The sequence below is a fragment of the Sphingomonas sp. PP-CE-1A-559 genome, assembly GCF_004340965.1.
Classification (GTDB): domain Bacteria; phylum Pseudomonadota; class Alphaproteobacteria; order Sphingomonadales; family Sphingomonadaceae; genus Sphingomonas.
The window spans coordinates 474,487-495,915 of sequence record NZ_SLYA01000001.1 but is presented as its reverse complement, the minus strand read 5'-3'; the positions used below and the strand labels follow the sequence as shown (position 1 = coordinate 495,915).

The following is a 21,429-nucleotide window of genomic DNA, read 5'->3' as shown; positions in this document are numbered from 1 at the left end:
AGCGGCGAACTTGCTCCGAGACGGGGTTTCGGCTATACGGAACCGTCCGGCGAGCGATGCTCGTGGAGGAAGGCGCGGAGACCCTCGAGTCTCACGCGCCGTTTTCGCATTCAGCGTCTACGTCCTCCGCGCCTCGTGCCGTCCGGATGCCGCGTTCGACGTTCGGTCGTCGCGGCAACGAAGGCCAAGACCAGCGGACCCAACCGCTTGGCCGGAAACAGACTAGGATTACTGAATTCTATGGCAACCCAGGTAATGCCGACCCGCGACGATTTCGCGGCGATGCTGAACGAAACGCTCGGCGACGCCGACAGCTTCGAGGGCCGCGTGGTGCATGGCACCGTGACCGGCATCGAGAACGACATGGCCGTCATCGACGTCGGTCTGAAGTCGGAAGGCCGCGTGCCGCTTCGCGAATTCGCAGCGCCGGGCCAGAAGGCTGACCTCAAGGTCGGCGACGAAGTCGAAGTCTATGTCGACCGCGTCGAGAACGTCCACGGCGAAGCAATGCTCAGCCGCGATCGCGCCCGTCGCGAAGCCGCATGGGACAAGCTGGAAACCGAATTCTCCAAGACGACCCGCGTCGAAGGCGTCATCTTCGGCCGCGTGAAGGGTGGCTTCACCGTCGACCTGAACGGCGCCGTCGCGTTCCTGCCCGGCTCGCAGGTCGATATCCGCCCCGTGCGCGATGTCACCCCGCTGATGGACATCCCCCAGCCGTTCCAGATCCTGAAGATGGACCGCAAGCGCGGCAACATCGTCGTGTCGCGTCGCGCCGTTCTCGAAGAGACGCGCGCAGAGCAGCGTTCGGGCCTGATCCTCAGCCTGGCCGAGGGTCAGATCATCGACGGCGTCGTCAAGAACATCACCGATTACGGTGCGTTCGTTGATCTCGGCGGCATCGATGGCCTGCTGCACGTCACCGATCTCAGCTACAAGCGCGTCGGTCACCCGAGCGAAGTCCTGAACATCGGCGACACCGTCAAGGTGCAGATCATCCGCATCAACAAGGACACCCAGCGCATCAGCCTCGGCATGAAGCAGCTGGAGAGCGATCCCTGGGATGGCGCGATGGTCAAGTATCCGGTCGGCGCGAAGCTCACCGGTCGCGTCACGAACATCACCGAATATGGTGCGTTCGTCGAGCTGGAAGCGGGCATCGAAGGCCTCGTCCACGTGTCGGAAATGTCCTGGACCAAGAAGAACGTCCATCCGGGCAAGATCGTGTCGACCTCGCAGGAAGTCGACGTCATGGTCCTCGAAGTCGATTCCGAGAAGCGTCGCATCTCGCTCGGCCTCAAGCAGGCTCAGGCCAATCCTTGGGAGGCCTTCGCTGCCGCTCATCCGATCGGTTCGACCGTCGAAGGCGAAGTCAAGAACGCGACCGAGTTCGGTCTGTTCATCGGCCTCGACAACGACGTCGACGGCATGGTCCACATGTCCGACATCGCATGGGGTGTTTCGGGTGAGGACGCGCTCAACCTGCATCGCAAGGGTGAGACCGTCGAGGCCGTCGTGCTCGACATCGACGCCGAGAAGGAGCGTATCTCGCTCGGCATGAAGCAGCTCGAGCGCGGCGGGCCATCGGCCGGCGGCATCGCAGCAGCAGGCGACAAGCTGAACAAGAACGCGATCGTCACCGTGACCGTTCTCGAAGTCCGCGACGCGGGCCTCGAAGTGCAGCAGGGCGACGATGGCGCGACCGGCTTCATCAAGCGCACGGATCTGGGTCGCGATCGCGACGAGCAGCGTCCGGAGCGTTTCCAGGTCGGCCAGAAGTTCGACGCGATGGTCACCGGCTTCGATCGTTCGAAGAAGCCGACCTTCTCGATCAAGGCCATGCAGATCTCGGAAGAGAAGCAGGCTGTCGCTCAGTACGGTTCGTCGGACTCGGGCGCGACCCTCGGCAACATCCTGGGCGAGGCTCTCAAGGCTCGTACGGACGCCGAGAAGAAGTAAGTGTTAAGAAAAGCCTAACGGCTTATCGATGAAAACGCCCGGCATGTCTCGAACATGTCGGGCTTTTTATTGTCATATCCACTTTGGTTTTTGACTGTTCGGTAATAAGTGCTAATGCCTCGCAGGTTGACCTGTATCAATCTGTACGCGTTTTTTTAGATGGGCGGGGGCTCGAATGATCCGATCTGAACTGGTCCTTAAGATCGCCGAGGCGCATCCGGACCTACAGCCTAACGAAGTGGAGCTGATCGTCAGCACCTTCTTCGACGAGATATCCAAGCGACTGGCCGCCGACGGTCGAGTCGAACTGCGCGGTTTCGGTGCATTCTCCACGCGTGCGCGCGATGCGCGGACCGGCCGCAACCCGCGTACCGGCGAAGTCGTCGAGGTCGAGGCCAAGCGCGTGCCGTATTTCAAGCCGGGCAAGGAAATGCGCTCACGCCTGAACGTGTGAGCGGTACCACTGCGCGGGACCGTAGACAGTCGAAGAATATGCTGCCGGCCTGGCAAGGTGGGTTGACGCTGCGCGCGACCTCGTCTTGTTGGGCGCGTGTGCGGACGTGGCGAAACCGGTAGACGCAGGAGACTTAAAATCTCCCTCCCTAGGAGTGCGGGTTCGAGTCCCGCCGTCCGCACCAATCCTGTCTATCTCACCGGACCTGCCTGACCACTCAACGGTCGACGCCGCTGGGTCGCCGGCAGTCCAGCGTGGCGATGTTGAAGCCAGGAACGCCGATCGCCAGCGTTCCGGCCTTTACGCCCTCGACGGCCAGCATCGCGGCGCGACGGCCTGCCGACCAGCGCTGTTCGATCGTGGGGCCTGAGAAATCCAGCGCCTTGCCGGCGACTTCATCGGCCTGCTCGGTATAGGCGAGGCGGACCAGCGACAGCACGAAGTCCTGGCGGCCGGCGTGCGCGGCTTGCCACCGTTCGATCGCGCGGCGGGATTGCGCGGCGAAGATCAGGTCCTGCATGCGGCTCGTCGCCTCGCCCAGTGTCGTCGGACGTGGACCGTGGAGCGGCAAGAGGTCGACCGCGATGCAGAGTGTCGGTCGCGGTGGCGGTTCGCTGAGGATCGGGTCGAGCGGCAGATTTGCGGACAGGCCGCCGTCGACCAGCCAGCGGCCGTCGATCTCGACCGGCGGGAAGGCAACCGGCAGCGCCGCGCTGGCGCGTATGTGATCGGGTCCGATCTGCATCGCGGCGCTGTCGAATACGACATCGTCGCCGGTTTCGAGATCGACCGCAGTCGCGGTGTAGCGGCATGCGCCTGTGTTGAGGCGATCGAAGTCGACCAGCGTTTCCAGCGTCGTGGCGAGCTGGTTGGTTTCGAAGATCGACGGCTGGTTGTCGGTCCATGGCGTCAGGGCGGATAGCATGGGGCCGAAGATGCCGGGACGACCCAGCGTTGCGGACCAGCCGACTGCATTCGTGCGGCGGATGGTTTCGAGGCCACCTAGCCACGGAAGCGCCGGGGCGCCGGACGGTGCGGGTCGCCAGAACGTTCGCAACGTCTCGATGCGGCGATCGGGAGCGGAACCGGCAATCAACGCCCCGTTGATCGCGCCGATCGATGCGCCGATGACCCAGTCGGGTTGGAGGCCGTGCGTGTGCAGCGCTTCGTAGACGCCGGCCTCAAATGCGCCGAGCGCGTTGCCGCCGCTGAGGACGAGCACGACGTCGAAGTCGCGCAAGGCCCCTGCCCGTTCGGCGTCCGGTGTCACCGGCTGGTATCCTTCGGCCGGCTGAGGGCAACCGCGATCCCGGCTCCGACGACACCGAGCACCAAGATGGCGGGATGGAGTTTCTGCGCCTGCAACACGGTGCTCGATTTCCGCGCGTGGACGTCCTGGCTGCCGCGCAGCGCATCGACGCGCGGCTCATAAAGGTTGTCGCGGCGCGCCGGGTCGCCGGGATCTTCCGGCTTCTGCTGCGCGACGGTGCCGACCAGTTCCATGATCTTGTCGCTCAACCGCGGCGCGGCGCGCGAAAGGAGCGAGGACAGCAGCCCCCCGCCCCCGGCATACAGCGTGCGCCGCGGTGTTCCGCAGGCGAACAGCACCGCGTCGGCGACGACCGACGGTGCGTAGAGCGGCGGCGGCAGGCGGGGCGGCTGGTCCATGAAGTTGCGCGCATGCTCGGGAAACGGCGTGTCGATCGCGCCCGGCTTGATGAGGGTGACGGAAATGTTGGCCCCCTCCTGCTCCAACTCCATCCGCAGCGTGTCGGTCAGCGCCTGCACAGCATGCTTGGTCGCGCAATACGGCCCCTGCTCGACGATCGCGCGGTCGCTGAGGATCGACCCGACGTTGATGATGGCCCCACCACGCCCGCGCAGATGTCGCGCGGCGACGAGCGAGCCGTGCAGCACGCCGAAATAATTGACGTCGAACACGCGGCGATGATCGGCGACCGGGACCTGCTCGAGCGTGCCGTAGGTGCCGGTGCCGGCGTTGTTGACCCAGCTGTCGAACCCGCCGAACGCCTCGACCGCGACGGCGGCGACACGCTCGACCGCGGCCATGTCGCTGACGTCCGCGGCGCAGATCGCGATGCGTCCGCCGTCGGCCGACAGGCGATCGCGGAGTGCCTCGAGCGCCACTTCGTTCCGCGCGGTCGCGACGACGGCCGCACCGCGGCGCGCGGCTTCCTCGACTATGGCGAGACCGTTGCCGCTGGTTGCGCCGGTGACGACGATGACCTGATCGCGGAGGGGTTTCAGGGTGATGGCCATGTCGATCAGCGTCCCAGCGGCGAGGTTGCGTAGTCGGCAAGCAAGGCCGCGACGTCGTCGTAGATCGCGATCGCGCCTGCCGACTGGAGTTGCCTGTCCTCGAACTTGCCCGATCGGACGGCGACCGCGGCGATTCCACATTTGGCGGCGGCCTCGATGTCGTAGGGCGTGTCGCCGACGACGATCACCTCGGTGGGGTCGATCCCCGGCAGTTTCTTGAGCGCGGTCGCGAAGATGTCGGGCGCGGGCTTGGTCTTCTCGACGTCGTCGCTGCTCGTCGTCGCGGCGATCAGGTCGCGTGCGTCGAGCAGGTCTATGTAATGGTCGAGTTCTGCCTCGGAGGCGGACGATGCCAGTACGACCTGCTGCCCGAGACCATGCGCGTGGGCCAACAGGTCGTGCGCCTGCGCGAACGGCTTGGCGGTCTCCAGGTATTTCGCCTTGAAGATCGCGCCGTGCGTGTCGCCGAGCTTTTCCTGCTGATCTTCGTCCGCGTCCGGCAGCAGCGTCGGCACGAGCATGTCAGTCCCCTTGCCGATCTGGTCGTGGATCACCTGGCGGTCGAACGATGCGCCGACGGTCGCGAACGCCTCCTCCCAGGCGAGGACGTGCATGTCGTTGGTGTCGACCAGCGTACCGTCGATATCGAAGAGAATGGCTTTGATCTGCATGAGGCTATCCCGGATCTGAAATCGTGCACCCGCCCGTCGGAACGCCGCAGCGCCGTGCAAGGCGTGGCGGGCGAACGGCGTCGGCAGACTGCGATAGCGTCCTAACGGTCCACACTCCGAATTGGCCCCGGCGTCTGCAAACTTGGTAGGGCAATCGCCGTTGCGCAGAGGAAGCCGCAGCATCAATGTCGCAGAGCGATCAAGCTCGACAAGTCCTTACGATCTATGGACTTTCATTGTGGTATCTCGATTTAGTTTAAGTTCATCGATATTGATCACAATCAACATGAAATTTTAACTGCGGATATTGGCGTGACGCAGGAACGATGACGCTACTTTGATCGCTATACTCCCCGGGATACGTTCACGCTGACGGCGACGACGCGGAAACGTCGCGGCCGGGACTTCGTGGCGACAGTGCATAGTGTTGATGATGGTCAGGCGGCGTTTGCGCCATCGCCGAGTCATATCTGATGCGATGTTGTGTCGTGCGTGAGCACTAGTCTGCAATTCTATGACGGAGATCTTCTGATGCGCGCACTTGTTTGGCATGGAAAAGGCGATGTTCGGGTCGATACTGTTGCAGATCCCGAGATCAAGCATCCGCGCGATGCGATCATCAAGGTGTCGGCCTGCGCGATCTGCGGGTCCGATCTTCATCTGCTCGACGGATACCAGCCGACGATGCAGGCGGGCGACATCCTCGGTCATGAGAACATGGGCGTCGTCGTCGCGCTCGGTTCCGAAGTCACCAACCTGAAGATCGGCGACCGCGTCGTCGTGCCGTTCACGATCAGCTGCGGCGATTGCTTCTTCTGCCGCAAGGGACTGTTCTCGGCTTGCGAGCGGACCAATCCGAATGCGGAGATGGCGATCAAGGCGATGGGCCATTCGCCCGCCGGCCTGTTCGGGTTCAGCCACATGCTGGGTGGTTATTGCGGTGGCCAAGCCGAGTATCTGCGCGTGCCGATGGCCGATATCGGTCCGATCAAGGTTCCCGACAGCGTTACCGACGAGCAGGCGCTGTTCCTCTCCGACATCTTCCCGACCGGCTACATGGCCGCGGAGAATGCGCAGATCGAGCCGGGCGATACCGTGGCGATCTGGGGTTGCGGTCCGGTCGGCCAGTTCGCGATCCGATCGGCGCTGATGCTGGGCGCGGGCCGCGTGATCGCAATCGACGAGGTGCCCGAGCGTCTGGCGATGGCCGAGGCCGGCGGCGCGGAGACGATCAACTTCGCCGAGGTCGACAGCGTCTATGACGAGCTGCAGTTCCGCACCAAGGGCCGCGGTCCCGACAGCTGCATCGACGCGGTCGGTGCCGAGGCTTCGGGTCATGGCGCGATGGATGCGGTGATCGACAAGGTAAAGGCGGCGACGTTCCTCGCCACCGACCGCGTCCATGTGCTGCGCGAGGCGATCATGAGCTGCCGGATGGGCGGCACGGTGTCGATCCCCGGCGTCTATGTCGGGATGGGCGACAAGATCCCGATCGGCGCGATGATGAACAAGGGGCTGACAATCAAGACCGGCCAGACCCACGTCCAGGCCTATACCAAGCCGCTGCTCGCTCGGATCGAGGCGGGCGACATCGATCCGAGCTTCGTCGTGACGCACCCGGCCAGCCTCGAGGATGCGCCTGAAATGTACCAGAAGTTCCGCGACAAGCAGGACGGCGTCATCAAGGTCGTGCTGCGGCCGTAACCCCTCCCCGGCCCGGTCCGCTCCTGACGAGCGGATCGGGTCGATTTGTTTTGACCCGCTACATTCAGAAGGACGTACCGATGAGTGACAAGGTTCATGCCCCCGTTTCCGGCAATCCCGCCAGCAAGGGCGCACCGGACGGCGTGTCGGACTCGCACCGCGGCAACGATGATGTTCACGGCCGCAGCGAGGGCGGCGAAAGTGGCGGCGGGTCCTATCCCAACCCGCATGCCGGCAAGACCGAGACCAACACCGGTTTCATGGCGCATGGCGGCCAGACCGACATCGCCTATCACGGCAGCGGCCAGGCCGGCGAAGACGGCGGCACTGCCGGAAACGGTGTCGCAGGCTCGGACGGCGGTGACCGTACGACGATCGCCGCCGACCCGGATGCCGACCGCGAACCCCATGCGATCGCTGCCGAAGGTAGGACGATCGAAGTGGTCGAGACATCGGGCATCGCCGAGGCCGAGGCCAACGGCAAGATCGGTACCGATGCCGACTATGAGGACGAGCAGAAGCAGCCCGGCGCCGGTTGAGGTCGCCGCGCTTCGATCCGCATTTCCCAAGTTTCAAAACCAGTCGCCGCGCATTCCGCCGGTGAGCCCATAAGGATGATCCCATGTCCGCACCCGAAGATCTCCAGGAAATCTACACCGACGAGCTGAAGGACCTCTGGTCCGCGAACGACCAGATGAAGAAGGTCCTGAAGAAGATCACGTCGAAGGCGAGCGACGCATCGCTGAAGGATATGCTGACCAAGTCGCAGGCGGATATCGAGACGCATACCGACCTGCTCAAGGACCTGATCGCGTCGAACGACGAGAAAGTCTCGAAGGAGCATTGCAAGGGCATGGAAGGCCTCGTCGCCGAAGCCACCAAGCATGTCCTCGAGGAAGGGCCAGAGAAGGGTCCGCTGCTCGATGTGATGATCATCGCGCAGTACCAACGGATGACGCATTACGGGATCGCCGGGTTCGGCACGGCGACGGCGTACGCCAAGGCGCTGGGTCTCAAGGACGATCACAAGAAGCTGAGTGCGGCCACCAAGGACATCTATGGCGGCGACGAATATATGACGAAGCTTGCCGAGACGACCGTCAATATCGACGCAGAAGACGAATGACGTCGAATGCCCGCCGGCATGCAGTCGGCGGGCATCCGCATCCCATACAGTGCCGGACGGAAGAGACGAGATCCATGACGACCTATCCGCTGAGTGAGCCAGCCACGATCTACCGCACCGACACATCGGGTGGGGAGCGGAGGAGCGTTGCGCGCGGGTCTTTGGCCGACTGTGCCGACATCCTGGCCGGCTGGTCGCCGGAGGATCGCGCTATGGTCGAGATCGAGGTGGACGACATGGCACTGCGCTATGGATCGGACGAGATTGAGGAGCTTCTTCAGTTCCTGCGCGAGGAAGACGCCGATCGGAAGTCTCCCGCCGGATGACGCGTTTGCGGTTGTGCGGTCGTATCGGCCTCGGTGGACCGACCAGGTCTACGCGTTGGCGCCAGGCGAAAATGGATCGCTACACGTGATCCGGCCTGGCGCATCGACGCGGCCGGACACGCGACGCCGAAATCGGGGAGCCGTCGCGGTGGATACCGTGACGTCGTACCAGCCGAAATTGTCGCGGAGAGGCCAGCGATAGCGTGTTTCGGCCAATGGTATCACCTTGGGCGGCATGCCGATCGCCGCAACGCTCGCCACCAGACCATGATTGCGCTGGCTGCCAAGCAGTCGCAGAACAAGATCGTCCGCGGTAGTGATCCACTGCATCCGGTACAGGTGTGCCGGATCGTTTCCGCTGCCGGCGAAATGGCGGTGGAAGCCGTTCGGGCCGAGCACCCACAGATCGTAAAGGCTCGCGTCGTCGAACGGCCACCGCCCGTCCAACGCGTGTCCGGGCTCGACGGTGAAGCGGCGCGGCGCTTGGGCCAGGGCGGTGCGGTCGTAGACGTGGAACACCGCCGCCTGTGTCCCTTCCGTTCCGAAGCGTAGATGGAGCGCGCGATCGGCGATCCTCTCGCTGACGGCCAAGGCATAGGGCAGCGGACGAGCGCGGCGGATGCCGGGTTCCTGCCATGGGTGCAGCGACCCGGCTGGTGCCTGGGGGCTTATCTGCTTGGGGATCGCCGCGGCCCGGACGGCATCGGGCCGTGGATCGGGCATCGCGGCGAACGGCGCAGGGTCGGCCGCGGTGAAGTCGAACGCGGACGTCAGGTCGCCGCAGACCGCGCGGCGCCACGGCGCGATGTTGGGCTCGTGGAAGTCGAACCGGCGTTCGAGGAAGCGGATTACCGAAGTGTGATCGAATACCTGCGAGTTGACCCACCCGCCCCGGCTCCACGGCGAGACGACGTACATCGGCACGCGCGGGCCCAGCCCATACGCCCGGCCGCGATAGGCGGGCAGATCGAGCGCCGCATCGCTTTTGCTTGGGTGGCGGTGATAGCTGCCATCGAGATCGACCGTCGATCCGCCGAGCAGCGTGCCGTCGGCGGCGTGCGAGGGTGGCGCCGGCGGCGGGACGTGATCGAAGAAGCCGTCATTCTCGTCGAACATCACGAGCAGCACGGTTCGCGCCCAGACCTTGGGGTCCGCGGTCAGCGCGTCGAGTACGTCGGCGGTATAGGCGGCGCCTTGCGCGGGGCTCGAAGGGCCGGGATGCTCGGAGCCTTTCGCGGTGGCGATGACGTACGACACTTGTGGCAGCCGCCCGCCGAGCACGTCCGCGCGCAAGACGTCGAGCCCGCGGGTCGTCAGCGCGCGCTCTCGTAAGGCAGGATCCCCATCACCCCGGTGCGCGTCCCGGAACGCGGCGAAGCCGACCAGCGGGTTGTCGGTGAAATTGTCGGCCATGTCCTGGTAGATGCGCCAGTCGACACGCTTCGCCTGCAACCGCTCGACCACCGTCGTCCAGCGATACGGATCGGCAGCGCCGCCGTCCGCGGGAAAACTGTCGTGCGAATTGCCGATCGCCGGACCGCCCAGCGTGCCGCCGGGATCGTTGGTGCCGCTCCACAGGAACAGGCGGTTGGTGTTCGTGCCGGTCTGGACCGAGCAATGATAGGCGTCGCATACCGTGAACGCCTCTGCGAGCGCGAACTGGAACGGGATGTCCTCGCGACGATAATGCCCCATCGCGCGCTGGCTCTTGGCTTCGGGCCAGTGCGCCATCCGCCCCTCGTCCCATCCGCGCTGCGCATCGGGCCAGCTATGCGGCGTGCCCTCCATCCGCATCAGGTCGAAATTCCTGCGCGTCGCGAGGTGGAACGGCAGGACCGTCCGCGCGCCGCCGGGGGCGGTTCGATCGCTCTGGTACCAGACCGGCGCCGGTTTCGTCGCGTCGGCCTCGGACGGGACGGGGATCGGCAACCGGTCCGCAAACCCGCGGACGCCGCGCAGCGACCCGAAATAATGATCGAAGCCGCGATTTTCCTGCATCAGGATGACGACGTGCTCGACATCCATGATCGAGCCCGTCTTCACGTCGGGTGCGATCGCCGCCGCGCGCGCAATCGCCGCGGGAAACGCGGACAGCGTCGCACCGGACAGGCCGGCGGCGAGCAGTGTGCGACGAGAAACTTCTGTCATGGCTACGATCCGAATGATGAACGCGCACGATCCGCAAACGCGTGGGATCGCACAAGATACTGTGCGCCTGCTCCGTATTCCCGATGCGTGTCATGTACGTGACACGAGGCGTCGCGCGGGGCCGGGCCTCCGCACCGATGATAGGCGCGACGATCGCATCGCTCCGGTTGAGCCTGTGGACCCGCTGCCATATGCTGCGGTCGCCGTGCCGGGCGATCCCGGCATTTCGCTCGATCGATCCGGCGATTGCCACGTACGATCCCTCGATTACGCCTTGGGTCTTACCGCGGCGACGATCGACGACGACATGACGGTTCAGCCGAACGCGACGCCAACAACGGAGACGATTATGACCACCGCCTATGACACCAAGCTCGGGCTCTACATCGCCGGCGAATGGCTGAGCGGCGACGGTCGCGACACGCGCGACGTGCTGAACCCGGCGACCGGTGCCGGACAGGCGGCGTTGCCGCTCGCCAACGCTGCGGACCTCGATCGTGCGCTGGAGGCGACGCAGCGCGGCTTTATCGCATGGCGTGCGACCCCGCCGGAAAAGCGCGCCGCGATCCTGGTCCGGACCGCGCAACTGCTGCGCGAGCGCGGCGATCACATCGCGCGTATCGCAACGCTCGAGCAGGGCAAGATCCAGGCCGAGGCGAAGGGCGAGGTCGCGTTTGCCGCCGCGTTGCTCGATTTCCACGCCGCCGAGGGCCTGCGCGTCTATGGCCGCGTCCTGCCCCGCCCATCGGGTACGCGCAGCCTGGTCCTGCACCAGCCGGTCGGCCCGGTGGCGGCGTTCTGCGCGTGGAACTTCCCGATCATGAACGTCGTGCGGAAGATCGCGCCGGCGGTTGCGGCCGGCTGCTCGATCATCATCAAGCCATCCGAGGAAACTGCGGGTAGCGCGGTCGAGGTCATGCGCTGCTTCCAGGACGCGGGGTTGCCCGGTGACGTCGCGCAGTGCGTGTTCGGCGTGCCGGACATGGTGTCGCGCCATCTGCTCGCCTCGCCGATCACGCGAAAACTGAGCTTCACGGGGTCGGTGCCGGTCGGCAAGGCGCTGATGAAGCTGGCCGCCGATACGATGATGCGGACAACGATGGAACTGGGCGGGCACGGCCCGGTGCTGGTGTTCGACGATTGCGACCTGGAGAAGACGCTCGATACGCTGGTCGCGCACAAGTTTCGCAACGCCGGCCAGGTCTGCGTCGCGCCGACGCGCTTCCACGTGCAGGACGGCATCTATGACCGGTTTGCCGCCGGTTTTGCCGAGCGGACGCGCGCGCTGAAGATCGGCGACGGCATGGATGCGGCGAGCCAGATGGGCCCGATGGCCAACGCCCGCCGTCCCGATGCGATCGCCGAGCTGGTCGGCGACGCGACGGGGCACGGCGCCAAGCTGCTCGCGGGTGGCGACTATGGCGGCCAGGGCGGGTTCTTTTTCCAGCCGACCGTGCTGGCCGACGTGCCGCTGTCGGCGCGCGCGATGAACGAGGAGCCGTTCGGCCCGGTCGCCCTGCTGAGCCGGTTCGCGACGGACGAGGACGCGGTGACCGAAGCCAACCGCCTGCCGTTCGGGCTGGCGGCGTATTGCTTCACCGAGAATGGCCGTCGCCAGAACATGCTCGGCGACGCGATCGAGGCGGGGATGATCGCGATCAACAATGTCCGGCTCAGTTATCCCGACAGCCCGTTCGGCGGCGTGAAGGAGAGCGGGCATGGTTCCGAGGACGGCCCCGAGGGCATTGCCGCGCATCTCGTCACGAAGGCCGTGCATATCAGCTGACCGGGCAGTGCAAGGCCTTCCGCAGACGGTCGGCCTTGCACGCCGTCGCACTGGATATCGGGGCACGCTGCCCGTCCGTACGATCAAGGCTATCCGTTGTCGGCACCGTCTACCGTTCATGTTCGGCGCGCTAGTCAGGGCGCGGCTTACGGTGACGGGGAGGTGACGATGACGACGATCAAGGGAAGCATGCTGGTGTCGATGCTTGGGCTTGCGTGCCTCGGAGCCTGCGCCTCGACCGGCACGAACGACCGGGCGAGGACGGGACTATGCCGCCCCGATGCCGCCGCGGCGCTCGCCGGGCAGACCGCGCCTGACGACACGGATATTCTTCGACGGACGGGGAGCGCCATGGTCCGTCGGCTCGCACCCGGCGATCCGATGACGCGCGATTACCGGCAGGAGCGCGTGACCGTCATCGTCGCGGACGGCCGGGTGGTCTCCGCGTCCTGTGGTTGAGCGCGCAGTCTTGATGCGGGCGGCTATCTGCGCATTGGCCGGGACGTTCATCACGGGTTGTACGGCGCATCTCCCGGTCGAAGGTCCGATAGCGCTTGGCCAGACCGCGTTCGTCAACGGACCGAAAGTGCGCGCGGACCGGGTCATCGAAGATAGTCGCTGCCCCGTCGATGTGCAGTGCGTCTGGGCGGGGCGGCTCGTGGTGCGCGCGACCGTCATGGGCGGCGGCTGGTCCAGGCAGATCGATCTGACGCTCGGCATGCCCGTCAACGTCGCGGACGGCGCGCTGACCTTGGTTACGGCCAGCCCGGTGCGGCGAGTGGATGCTCGTCCCGCAAAGGACAGCGCCTATCGCTTCACCTTCGAATTTCGAGGCGGCCGGTAACGTTGCGAGGCGTTTATCGGGTGGTACGCGGTGCCCTCTGCGTTGCCCCGCGGGACGTCCGGGCCTACACCGTCGACGATGCTGACGTCGACGATCCACCAGATTCTTGTGCTGCGATCGAATTCAGGCGGTCGACCCGGTTTGCGACCGGGCGCTGAACGCAGACGACGCATGCGGCTTGCGGCGAGCGTCGCGCTATTCGCCGGGTGCGCGGTGCTGGCCGCGTGCGATCGGCGGCCAGATACCGGCGCGGTGGTCGTCAGTGCGATCGGCGGGGTCCCGCATGTCGCCGATGCGAGCCGCGTCGCGCTCGATACCCCTGCCCGCCTGCTGATGGACTCGACCGCGCAGGGGCTGGTGCGGTTCGATGCCGCGGGGCAGATCGAGCCCGGAATCGCCGAGCGCTGGATCGTGATCGACGGCGGGATGAGCTACATCTTCCGCCTGCGCGAGGGCGACTGGGGCGACGGTACGCCCGTCACCGCCGAACAGGTGGTGGCGATGCTAAGGCGACAGATCGGCGGCCCCGATACCGCACGGGCGGCGGTGGGCGCACGCAATCCGCTCGCGCCGTTCCTCACCGCGATCGACGAGATCGTCGTGATGACGCCGCAGGTGATCGAGGTGCGGCTCTCACGGCCAAGACCCGACCTGCTGAAGCTGTTCGCGCAACCCGAACTCGCGTTGCTGCGGCTGCGTCCGACGGGTGGGACGGGACCGTTCCGCGTGGCACATCGCGGTCGTGCATCGTTGCTGCGCCCGGCGTTCGATCCCGGCCAGGCCGATCCCGACGACCAGCGCGAGGCGAAGCCACAGGAGGATGTCCGGCTGATCGGCGAGCGTGCGGCGCGGGCGATCGCGCGGTTCGCCAATCGCGACTCCGATCTGGTGAGCGGCGGCAGCTTCGTCGACTGGCCGTTACTGGCGGTGACCAGTATCGCGCCGGCGAACATCCGCGTCGATCCGGCGGTCGGACTGTTCGGCCTGGCGATCGTCCGGCGCGACGGGTTCCTGGCCGATGCCGTCAACCGCGCCGCCGTGTCGCAGGCGATCGATCGGTCGGCCGTGACCGGGGCGGTCGCGCCGAACTGGGACCCGGCGGATCGCATCCTGCCCGATATCCTCGACTCCGCCTCGCTGCCGCAGGTGCCGGCATGGACGCTGTTGACGCAGGACGAACGTCGCGCCGCCGCGCGCCAGCGGGTCGCGAGCTGGAAGCAGCAGAGTCCGGGACCGATCGAATTGCGGATCGCGCTGCCCACCGGGCCGGGGGCGACGTTGCTGTATGCGCAGGTCGCGGCGTCGCTGATGGCGATCGGTATCGTCCCCCGGCGAGTCGGGATCGACGACGCCGCCGAGCTGAAGCTGGTCGATGCGGTCGCGCCCTATGACAGCGCGCGCTGGTATCTGGCGGCGGCCTGCGTCGCATGCGGGGATGCGGCGCGGACGGCGCTGGAGGCGGCACGCGAGGCGCCGACGCTGGCCGAACGCGGCGCCAGGATCGCCGCCGCCGATGCTGCGATGAACGAGGACGTGGCGTTCATCCCGCTGGCGCGGCCCTTGCGCTGGTCGCTGGTCTCTACTCGCCTCAGCCAGTGGCAGGCGAACACCCGCGCGTGGCACCCGTTGAACCGGTTGCGCGCCGATACCAACTAGGGTTCATGAACCCGCGCACCACCCGCATCGCCCCCGGCGAAATCTTCCAGACGCTGCCGCTCGGCAAGGACGCGCTGTCGGTGCGCCGCCGCGTCGAGGCGATGGAGCGCGTGATGGAGGGGTTGTTCGTCATCCCCGGCACCAACCGCAAGGTCGGTATGGACGTCGTACTGGACCTCATCCCGTTCGCCGGCAGCACGATAGCAGCGGCGGTCGGCGCGTGGATGGCATGGGAAGCGCGCAACATCGGCATGTCGAAGATCCAGATGGCGCGGATGTTCGGCAATGTCGGGCTGGACTGGGCATTCGGGATGATCCCGTTCGTCGGCGCGATCCCCGACTTTTTCTTCCGCTCGAACACGCGCAATTTGCGGATCATCAAGCGCCATCTCGACAAGCATTATCCGTCGACGACGACGCTTCAGGGGTAAGTCACCATCCAACCGTCATTCCCGCCTGCGCGGGGATAGCCGAACAGAATATTGGCTGGACCGATCGGCAGTGAGTTTGGCCCGCCAAATCCACTCTTTTCTCCGTCATGCCGGACTGGTTCTGGCATCCACGGCGCCGCAAAATCGATAGAATTTGGCTTGCGGAACGGTGAACCCCGGAACCAGTCCGGGGTGACAGGGCAATTTTGGCAATGCTGCGCCCCCACCAAACTGAATGTCGATAGGCCTAGATCAGCCCGTTACGGCCCGACATCCGCGTCCCGTGCCGCCGGCTTGTAGCTCGCACTAGTTCCAAGCCCCAGCGCGACCGCGACGCGGTCGTTCCAGCCATAGGGATCGGCGCGGATGACGGGCTCGCCGGCGTCGTCGAACAGCACGGTCTGGTACAACAGCCGCACCGGTATTTCCTTCGGCAACTTGACGAACGTCTCCTTGCCGGTCGCGCGGGCGGCGTGCCACTGATCGGTCACGCCCTCGTCCTTTGCGAGCAGCTCGGCGAACCCAAGCGCATCCTCGACGCGGACGCAGCCATGACTGCGCTGGCGCTGGATCTCGGCGAACAGCTGTTTCGCGGGTGTGTCGTGCAGATAGATCGCGTGATCGTTGGACATGTCGAACTTGACGAGGCCCAGCGAGTTCTTCGGCCCCGATTGCTGAACCAGCCAGCCATTCTTCCACGCCAGGTTATTGGCGCGCAGATATCCGGCGCCCTTACCCGCCATCTCCTTCTTCTCGACCGAGCGCGGCACCGTCCAGGTCGGATTGGCGACAAGGCGGAAGATCGGGGATCCGAGCTGTGGCGTTTCCTTGTCGGGCTCGCCGACCACGACCTTGCGGCTGTCGACCAGCTTGCCGTCTCGCCAATAGCTCAGCCGGGCCGCGGCGAGATTGACGTCGATCCGCGTGGTCGGCGCATTGCGATCGAGCCAGCGTAGCCGCTCCATGTTGACCGCGATCGCGCGTGCGCGGTCCGCGTCGGATAGGTTGAGAATGCCGAGCGCTGCGCTGCCGATCATGCCGTCCGGCTTGATGCCGTAATCCGCCTGCATCTTCTTGATCGCGAGAATCATCGCGGGGGTCAGGCGATCGCCCTGCGCCGCCGCCTTGTCGAGATAATCGAACACGACCAACTGGTGCGCGATCGCAGGGACGCGCGGATCGGCTTCGCCCGGCTTGATCGGCTTGCCGGTGTCTGGAATCGCGGACGCCGGAGTCTGCTCCCATTTCGGCGTCGCGAGATAGGCCTTCGATAGGCGCGCGTAATTCTCGTCCTGCGGCGCCAGCCCGGCGAGCCACTTGCCGACGTCGCCGGCCTGAAGCGCCGCGGCAAGGCCACGGCCGAGATCGACCTGCGGGCGCGGCACGGTATAGACGTCGAACAACTTGGTCGGATCGGTCGCGCCCTGCGACAGCGCCTTGCCATATGCCAACGCAGCCTTGGTCAACGCGTCGTCGCCGGCACCGGGCTGCGCGCTCGCATCGAAGCTCATCCGGTCGAGACCGTGGGCGCCGCGCGCCGCGATCGCCTTGCGCAACTGCCCGGCGGTGGTGGTGGTCCACCCGGTCGACTCAGCCGCCGGAGCCGCCGCCGCCGCGGGCTGCTGCGTATTCGAGGCGGTCGTCGTCTTCACCTCGCACGCCGAGAGCGCACACGTCATCGCCATCAGCGATGCACCGATCAAACCAAGACGCATCAGCATTCCCCCACAATCTGGACGCACAACGCTCGGACGCGGGTCTCCGCTCCACGACTGCGCACCGGCAACGCAATTCTTCCAGGCAATCGACTGCGCGCGTTTTCATTCTGCAACCCGGATCGCGCCCGTCGCGTTATAGGGCCCACGCATGATCAAGGTCGCCAGCTACAATATCCACAAGGGCATCGGGCTCGACCGTCGGCGCAACCCCGAACGCGTGGTCGAGGTGCTGCGCGAGATCAATGCGGACGTGATCGCGCTCCAGGAGGCAGACCGACGCTTCGGGGCGAAGGCCTGCGTGCTGCCGCATCACCTGTTGGAGGAGCATAGCGACTGGAAGCCGGTCGACTTCGGCTTGCGCGCGCTCAGCATGGGCTGGCACGGCAATGTCATCCTGGTGCGCAAGTCGGCGCGGGTGGTCGACAGCGAGCCGCTCCACCTCCCCTCGCTCGAGCCGCGCGGGGCGGTGATGGCCGACGTCCAGTTCGCGGGCGGCATGTTGCGCGTGCTCGGCATGCATCTCGATTTGTCCGGCCTGTGGCGGCGCAAGCAGGCCGCCGCGATCATGAACCATGTCGATACCTGCGCGCAGGCGCATCCGACGGTGATGATGGGCGATCTCAACGAATGGAGCGCTGGCGCCGGCTGCCTGCGCGATTTCGGCCGCGATTATGCATTTGCGGAGACCGGGGCGAGCTTCCATTCGCGGCGCGCGGTCGCTCGGCTCGACCGGATCATGGTGTCGTCGGACTTGAACGTGGTCGAGTGTGGCGTCCATGCCAGCCCGGCGGCACGGAAAGCCTCGGATCACTTGCCGATCTGGGCTATTCTGGAGCCAAGGACACCGACGAACCGAACCGGGGCCACCGGATAAAACCCCGAGCGATACCGTCGGCATGAGGATGTAGAATGCGCGAGAAGGAACTGCGACTGGCGCTCGTCTGCTATGGCGGGATCAGCCTTGCGGTCTACATGCACGGCATCACCAAGGAGATCTGGCGCCTCGTTTGCGCCAGCCGCGCGTTCCACGACGGCGACACGCCGAAGGGCGGCAGCGAAGGTGTGTATCACGCGCTGCTCCAGGAGATTGAGGCGCATGGCGCGATCCGCGTCCGCGTCCTCGCCGATATCATCGCGGGCGCCAGCGCGGGCGGGATCAACGGCATCTTCCTCGCGCAGGCGATCGCCACCGGGCAGAGCCTCGACCCGCTCACCGACCTGTGGATGACGTCGGCGGATGTCGAGGCGCTGATCGATACCGAGGCAGCGCCGAAATCGCGGTTCTCCAAGGCGTGGGCGATGCCACTCGCGTGGATGGCGGCGGGGCGCAGCACCGACAAGGTCGACGCGCTCGACGATCCCACGCGGGAGGAGGTGCGGACCAAGCTGTCGCATTTCATCCGCTCGCGCTGGTTCGAGCCGCCGTTCGGGGGGAAGACCTTCACCAACCTGCTGCTCGATGCGTTCGACGCGATGGCGGCAAGCGAGCGCGGGGCCCGCCTGTTGCCGCCGGGTCAGCCGCTCGACCTGTTCGTGACGGTCACCGACTTTTCGGGGCATCCGGAGCGGTTGCAGCTCAATTCACCGGCGGAAGTGGTCGAGACCGAGCATCGCCTGGTGGTCGACTTCACCGACAATGGCGGCGCGTGCGATACGCTCGCGCCACCGGCGGAACTGGCGTTCGCGGCGCGCGCGACGTCGAGCTTTCCGGGTGCGTTCCCGCCGTTTACCGTGGCCGAATTGGACGGCGTGCTGAAGGATCGCGCGATCGTCTGGCCGGAGCGTCCTGCGTTCCTCGCGCGCGTGCTGCCACGGCATACGGCCGCCAACGCCGCGGAGAGTGCGGTGCTGATCGACGGCTCGGTGCTCGCCAATGCGCCATTCCGGCCTGCGCTCGATGCGCTCAAGGAGCGGCCGGCGCGGCGTCAGATCGACCGGCGCTTCATCTATATCGACCCCTCGCCCGACATTAAGCTGCGGCTCAATCGCGGTGGCGGGACGCCCGGCTTCTTCCAGACGATCATCGGCGCGATCAGCGATATTCCGCGACAGCAGCCGATCCGCGACAATCTGGAAGCGATCGCCGAACGCTCGGCAAGGATCGACCGGATGCGCGGTATCCTCACCGCGATCCGTCCGGAGGTGGAGGCCGACGTCGAATCGCTGTTCGGCCACACGCTGTTTCTCGACCGGCCGACCGCGCCGCGGCTGATCGCGTGGCGGCGGCGTGCGCAAAAGGCGGCGGCGGCGAGCTCGGGCTATGGCTTCGTCGCGTACGGCCATCTGAAGCGCAGCGCGGTGATCGAGACGCTGGCGTTGCTGTTGTTCGACGCCGGGGAGCACCACCGGCCGCGGCGACTGGCGCAGATCCGGGCGGCGATCGTCGCGCATGTCGCCGCCTCGGGTGCGGACTTACTTGGGTCGGGGCATGCGGGCGGGGCCAGTGCGGCGTCGATTGCGTTCCTGCGGACCTTCGACATCGGCTTCCGTATCCGTCGGCTGCGGTTGATGGCGCGGCGTTTGTCGGAGGTGGAGACCGCCGCCGACGAGCCCGAGCTGGGGCCGATGCGTGATGCGATCTACGAATCGCTGTCGCCGTATCTCGATCGGTTGCGCGCCGAAATGCATGCCGGGTTGCACGATGCGGTGCGGGCGATGCGCGGCGATGCGACCGCAGTGCTGGAGACGCTCGGTCGGACGTTCGACCTAGAGCGCCTCGACGCGGAGACCGATCAGCGGTTGGCGGAGGCGTTCGCCGCGCTCGCCAAGCCGACGCGGCGGACGCTGTTGCTGGCGTATCTCGGCTTTCCGTATTTCGACACCGCGACGCTGCCGCTGTTGCAGGGCGAGGGCCTCGACGAGTTCGATCCGATCAAGGTCGACCGGATCGCACCCGACGATGCCACCTCGATCCGCTCCGGGGGTGCGGAGGCGACGTTGAAGGGGATCCAGTTCGGCACGTTCGGCGCGTTCTTCAGCCGCGCCTACCGTGAGAACGACTATCTGTGGGGGCGGCTGCACGGGTCGGAGCGGATGATCGACATCACCGTCTCGACGCTGCCGTCGACGGTCCGGATGAAGCCGGGTCGCGTCGCGGCGATCAAGCGCGCTGCGTTCCTCGCGATCCTCGACGAGGAGGAACCACGGCTCACCGCGATCCTGCCGCTGATCGCGCAGCTGCGGATGGAAATCGGCTAAAGCTGGCCAAAAGGCGGATGTGGCGGTAGCTCTGCGTTTCCAACCGCGTTTCGGCGCGATGGGGGTATGATAAAGGGTCGCCGCATGCAGTTCCTGAAAATCCTGTTCTGGTGCCTGCTGGCGTTCATCGCCGCGGTCTTCACCATCAGCAACTGGAACGCCGTCCAGATCCAGCTCTGGGGCGGGCTGATCGCGGACGTGAACCTGCCGCTGCTGCTGTTCGTGACGTTCCTGATCGGGTTCGTGCCGACGATGCTCTACAATCATGCGATCCGATGGCGGCTGCGCCAGCGGCTGTCGACGTGCGAGCGCGAGCTGCTGGACCTGCGCACGCCGCGGCCGGAGCCGGTGGCGTTCGTACCCGCCGAGCCGTCGGCAACGATCGCACCGATTGGCGCGCCGACCGCTACGCCGCCGGGGTCGCTCCTGTGAGCAACCGTATCTACGTCGCACTCGACACGCCCGACCTCGCTCGCGCGAAGGCGATGGCGACGCGCGTTCGGCACCATGTCGGCGGGATCAAGCTGGGGCTCGAATTCTTCTGCGCGCACGGTCAGTCCGGCGTGCATGCGATGGCGGAGCTCGGCCTGCCGATCTTCCTCGACCTGAAGCTTCACGACATTCCGAACACGGTTGCCAAGGCGGTGCAGGCATTGGGCGCCCTGAAGCCGGCGATCCTGACCGTGCATGCTAGTGGCGGGCGGGCGATGCTGGAGGACGCGAAGGCCGCGGCCCCGCTCGGCACAAAGGTGATTGCGGTGACGATGCTGACCAGCCTCGACGCGACCGATCTCGCCGCGACCGGCGTCATCGGCAACGCGCACGACCAGGTTTCGCGGCTCACCGAACTCGCCTGCGAGGCGGGGGTCGACGGGATCGTGTGTTCGGGCGCGGAAGTTGCCGTGGCGAAGGCGATCTGGCCAAAGGGGTTCTTCGTGGTGCCGGGCGTACGCCTTCCCGACGGCCAGATCGGCGACCAGAAGCGCGTCGTCACGCCGCGCCAGGCAATGGACGCCGGCGCCTCGATCCTGGTGGTCGGTCGCCCAATCACGCAGGCCGAAGACCCAGACATCGCGGCCCGCGCGATCGGCGCGACGCTATAAGCCTGCTCCGTCACCCTGATTTTCA

At 66.1% G+C, this 21,429-nt stretch carries 20 protein-coding genes and 1 tRNA gene; 16 read left to right on the top strand and 5 right to left on the bottom strand.

Annotation, left to right across the window (positions count from 1 at the left end; genetic code table 11):
• Window positions 1-240 precede the first annotated feature (240 nt).
• The 3 genes from rpsA to C8J42_RS02190 all read left to right on the top strand — a co-directional run bounded on the left by rpsA (window position 241) and on the right by C8J42_RS02190 (window position 2,597).
• Window positions 241-1,959: a 30S ribosomal protein S1 gene (rpsA, locus tag C8J42_RS02200; protein ID WP_056060414.1), complete on the top strand. Its 1,719-nt coding sequence runs from the start codon at window positions 241-243 to the stop codon at window positions 1,957-1,959.
• A gap of 175 nt (window positions 1,960-2,134) precedes the next feature.
• Window positions 2,135-2,413, top strand: coding sequence for an integration host factor subunit beta (locus C8J42_RS02195; RefSeq protein ID WP_056060417.1), 279 nt, complete (start codon window positions 2,135-2,137; stop codon window positions 2,411-2,413).
• 100 nt (window positions 2,414-2,513) lie between these two features.
• Window positions 2,514-2,597: transfer RNA gene (locus C8J42_RS02190), tRNA-Leu, on the top strand.
• A 33-nt stretch (window positions 2,598-2,630) separates the two neighbouring features.
• On the opposite strand, the gene C8J42_RS02185 is transcribed toward C8J42_RS02190, so the two are convergent.
• From C8J42_RS02185 to C8J42_RS02175, 3 genes are read right to left on the bottom strand one after another with little or no spacing between them, the layout of a single operon-like run.
• Window positions 2,631-3,683 carry a patatin-like phospholipase family protein gene (locus C8J42_RS02185; protein WP_133018744.1) on the bottom strand — a complete coding sequence of 351 codons (1,053 nt, stop codon included), beginning with the start codon at window positions 3,681-3,683 and terminating at the stop codon, window positions 2,631-2,633.
• A complete protein-coding gene (locus tag C8J42_RS02180; RefSeq protein WP_207897048.1) occupies window positions 3,680-4,693 on the bottom strand; it encodes an SDR family oxidoreductase in 1,014 nt (337 codons plus the stop codon). Before C8J42_RS02180 ends, C8J42_RS02185 begins: the two co-directional genes overlap by 4 nt.
• Window positions 4,694-4,698: 5 nt before the next feature.
• The gene (locus C8J42_RS02175) at window positions 4,699-5,364 is read right to left on the bottom strand and encodes an HAD family hydrolase (RefSeq protein WP_165895403.1); all 666 of its coding nucleotides are present in this window, start codon (window positions 5,362-5,364) and stop codon (window positions 4,699-4,701) included.
• A gap of 531 nt (window positions 5,365-5,895) precedes the next feature.
• Here C8J42_RS02175 and C8J42_RS02170 point away from each other — a divergent pair.
• The 4 genes from C8J42_RS02170 (at window position 5,896) to C8J42_RS02155 (ending at window position 8,520) form a co-directional block, all read left to right on the top strand.
• Entirely contained in the window at window positions 5,896-7,068 is a 1,173-nt protein-coding gene (locus C8J42_RS02170; RefSeq protein WP_056060429.1) for a zinc-dependent alcohol dehydrogenase, read from the top strand.
• An 80-nt stretch (window positions 7,069-7,148) separates the two neighbouring features.
• On the top strand, window positions 7,149-7,607 hold the full coding sequence (locus tag C8J42_RS20300) for a hypothetical protein (protein ID WP_207897047.1): 459 nt from the start codon (window positions 7,149-7,151) through the stop codon (window positions 7,605-7,607).
• A gap of 83 nt (window positions 7,608-7,690) precedes the next feature.
• Window positions 7,691-8,194 (top strand): ferritin-like domain-containing protein, encoded by a 504-nt coding sequence (locus C8J42_RS02160; RefSeq protein WP_060525249.1) that lies wholly within the window; start codon window positions 7,691-7,693, stop codon window positions 8,192-8,194.
• A 74-nt stretch (window positions 8,195-8,268) separates the two neighbouring features.
• Window positions 8,269-8,520: a hypothetical protein gene (locus C8J42_RS02155; protein ID WP_133018742.1), complete on the top strand. Its 252-nt coding sequence runs from the start codon at window positions 8,269-8,271 to the stop codon at window positions 8,518-8,520.
• 48 nt (window positions 8,521-8,568) lie between these two features.
• Here the strand turns inward: C8J42_RS02155 and C8J42_RS02150 are convergent, their stop codons facing one another.
• Window positions 8,569-10,668, bottom strand: a complete 2,100-nt coding sequence (locus C8J42_RS02150; RefSeq protein WP_133018741.1) for a phospholipase C, phosphocholine-specific — start codon at window positions 10,666-10,668, stop codon at window positions 8,569-8,571.
• Window positions 10,669-11,017: 349 nt separating this feature from the next.
• On the opposite strand from C8J42_RS02150, the gene C8J42_RS02145 reads away from it, so the two are divergent.
• From C8J42_RS02145 to C8J42_RS02125, 5 genes are all read left to right on the top strand, one after another.
• A complete protein-coding gene (locus C8J42_RS02145) occupies window positions 11,018-12,454 on the top strand; it encodes an NAD-dependent succinate-semialdehyde dehydrogenase (protein ID WP_133019191.1) in 1,437 nt (478 codons plus the stop codon).
• Between the two features lie 168 nt (window positions 12,455-12,622).
• Window positions 12,623-12,913, top strand: coding sequence for an I78 family peptidase inhibitor (locus C8J42_RS02140; RefSeq protein ID WP_133018740.1), 291 nt, complete (start codon window positions 12,623-12,625; stop codon window positions 12,911-12,913).
• A 13-nt stretch (window positions 12,914-12,926) separates the two neighbouring features.
• Complete coding sequence (locus C8J42_RS02135) at window positions 12,927-13,298, top strand: hypothetical protein (protein WP_133018739.1); 372 nt, start codon at window positions 12,927-12,929, stop codon at window positions 13,296-13,298.
• A gap of 171 nt (window positions 13,299-13,469) precedes the next feature.
• Entirely contained in the window at window positions 13,470-14,954 is a 1,485-nt protein-coding gene (locus C8J42_RS02130) for an ABC transporter substrate-binding protein (RefSeq protein ID WP_133018738.1), read from the top strand.
• 5 nt (window positions 14,955-14,959) lie between these two features.
• A complete protein-coding gene (locus C8J42_RS02125) occupies window positions 14,960-15,385 on the top strand; it encodes a DUF4112 domain-containing protein (protein WP_133018737.1) in 426 nt (141 codons plus the stop codon).
• A 260-nt stretch (window positions 15,386-15,645) separates the two neighbouring features.
• Here the strand turns inward: C8J42_RS02125 and C8J42_RS02120 are convergent, their stop codons facing one another.
• A complete protein-coding gene (locus tag C8J42_RS02120; protein WP_133018736.1) occupies window positions 15,646-17,100 on the bottom strand; it encodes a L,D-transpeptidase family protein in 1,455 nt (484 codons plus the stop codon).
• Between the two features lie 151 nt (window positions 17,101-17,251).
• Between C8J42_RS02120 and C8J42_RS02115 the strand changes: the two genes are divergently transcribed.
• From C8J42_RS02115 to pyrF, 4 genes are all read left to right on the top strand, one after another.
• On the top strand, window positions 17,252-17,977 hold the full coding sequence (locus tag C8J42_RS02115) for an endonuclease/exonuclease/phosphatase family protein (RefSeq protein ID WP_133018735.1): 726 nt from the start codon (window positions 17,252-17,254) through the stop codon (window positions 17,975-17,977).
• A gap of 35 nt (window positions 17,978-18,012) precedes the next feature.
• Complete coding sequence (locus C8J42_RS02110) at window positions 18,013-20,301, top strand: patatin-like protein (RefSeq protein WP_133018734.1); 2,289 nt, start codon at window positions 18,013-18,015, stop codon at window positions 20,299-20,301.
• Window positions 20,302-20,385: 84 nt separating this feature from the next.
• Window positions 20,386-20,733: a lipopolysaccharide assembly protein LapA domain-containing protein gene (locus C8J42_RS02105; protein WP_133018733.1), complete on the top strand. Its 348-nt coding sequence runs from the start codon at window positions 20,386-20,388 to the stop codon at window positions 20,731-20,733.
• On the top strand, window positions 20,730-21,404 hold the full coding sequence (gene pyrF, locus C8J42_RS02100; protein ID WP_133018732.1) for an orotidine-5'-phosphate decarboxylase: 675 nt from the start codon (window positions 20,730-20,732) through the stop codon (window positions 21,402-21,404). The genes C8J42_RS02105 and pyrF overlap by 4 nt, the downstream gene beginning before the upstream one ends.
• Window positions 21,405-21,429: the final 25 nt, after the last annotated feature.